This is a genomic window from Spiroplasma sp. hy2 (assembly GCF_044714365.1).
In the GTDB taxonomy this organism is placed as follows: Bacteria; Bacillota_I; Bacilli_A; order Mycoplasmatales; family Mycoplasmataceae; genus Spiroplasma; species Spiroplasma phoeniceum.
This window is the reverse complement of sequence record NZ_RXFZ02000210.1, coordinates 1-1527: the sequence shown is the minus strand read 5'-3', so window position 1 is coordinate 1527 and position 1527 is coordinate 1. Positions and strand designations below refer to the sequence as shown.

General features: G+C 25.9%; 2 protein-coding genes. One reads left to right on the top strand and one right to left on the bottom strand.

Features of this window, described 5'->3' with window-relative positions; translation table 4 throughout:
• The first annotated feature begins 320 nt into the window (after nucleotides 1-320).
• Nucleotides 321-935, top strand: coding sequence for a 30S ribosomal protein S4 (rpsD, locus tag EHV01_RS05475; protein WP_422066576.1), 615 nt, complete (start codon nucleotides 321-323; stop codon nucleotides 933-935).
• Between the two features lie 47 nt (nucleotides 936-982).
• Here rpsD and EHV01_RS05470 read toward each other — a convergent pair whose 3' ends face one another.
• Entirely contained in the window at nucleotides 983-1396 is a 414-nt protein-coding gene (locus EHV01_RS05470) for a hypothetical protein (RefSeq protein ID WP_422066575.1), read from the bottom strand.
• Nucleotides 1397-1527 lie beyond the last annotated feature (131 nt).

The following is a 1527-nucleotide window of genomic DNA, read 5'->3' as shown; positions in this document are numbered from 1 at the left end:
WWTTTTTTCATTAATTATTTACCTCCATATATTAAAAATATACCTAATTTTAGGTATATTTTATAAATATCAAGAGTTTTCGACAAAATTAAAGAAAATTAGAAAAAAAAATATTGAATTATCCTTGATTTTATTATATAATATTCCCTAGACAACACAGAGAAGCAGCAGAATTGCATAGTAATGTTCTTAGTTTTTTATTAATTAAGATTTAGTGTTAAAGTAACCCCAGCTGTTAGGGCGAAGCAAAAAACTTCCTTTATTAGAGCAATTCAATGAATCTTTTTGTATGTCATAATGATATATAGGAGGTTTTTTTAATGGCACGTTATCGTGGAAGTATATTTAAAAAAGCAAGAAGATACGGTTTTAGTATCTTAGAAAACAACAAAGAATTTTCAAAAGGGAAAAAAAGAACAACACCACCTGGTCAACATGGACAACGTCGTTCAAAATTATCAAACTATGGATTACAATTACATGAAAAACAAAAAGTTTGTTATATGTATGGTTTAACAGAACGTCAATTCCGTAACACTTACAGTAAATCAAAAAAAATGAAAGGGATTGCCGGAACAAACTTCTTAATTATGTTAGAATCACGTTTAGATAACATTGTGCATCGTATGGGACTATTACAAACAAGAGCAGGAGCTCGTCAATTAGTAAATCACGCTCATATTCTTGTTAATGGGAAGAAAGTTGATATTCCATCGTATAATTGTAAACCTGGTGATGTGATTAGTGTAAAAGAAAGTTCACAAAAAAATGTTAAAATTTTAGAAAGTTTAGATAGTCAAGTTAGTACATTAGAATTTGTTAAATTTGATAAAACTAAAATGACAGGAACATATGTTCGTTTTCCTCTTCGTGAAGAACTAAATAGTAATATTAATGAAGCACTAATTGTTGAATGATACAACCGTTTAGTTTAAAAAACATCTCAAAAGAAATGTTTTTTTATTTATTAAAATTTTACATATTAGCTTATTACTCCTAGTTTTTTCAATCTTTTATAGATTTGTTTATTTTTATCATTACTTCACAAACCATATTTAGTATTAAAAGATTTTAGTAAAGCATAATCAAAATTAAGATTTACTAGTTGTTTGATGCATTTAAAATAATCATTTTTAAGTGGCAAAATAATTTCTGTCACTTTTTGTTTTCAAGCTTGTTTATAAACAATTCCACTATAAATATCATTTAATTCAGGAACAATATAATTATAGATTCCGCCTACCACACAGGTTTCACCCGGATTTTGGGCTGGATTTGGATATTCAACAATTTTAATATGTAAAACTAAATGTTCTAATAAATTGCAATAGACTAAATGATCAGCTTTTTGATAATCAAATGGATTTTTCTTTGCATATGTCGGAGTTGATAACATAATTGCTTTATCTTCATCAATATGATGAATAGACTTCTTGCATAACCTATTAAAATAATTGTAAATATTTTTAAAAAGATACTAATAGCAAATTATAATTTTAATTAATTATGTCTTTTATTTAAAAATTT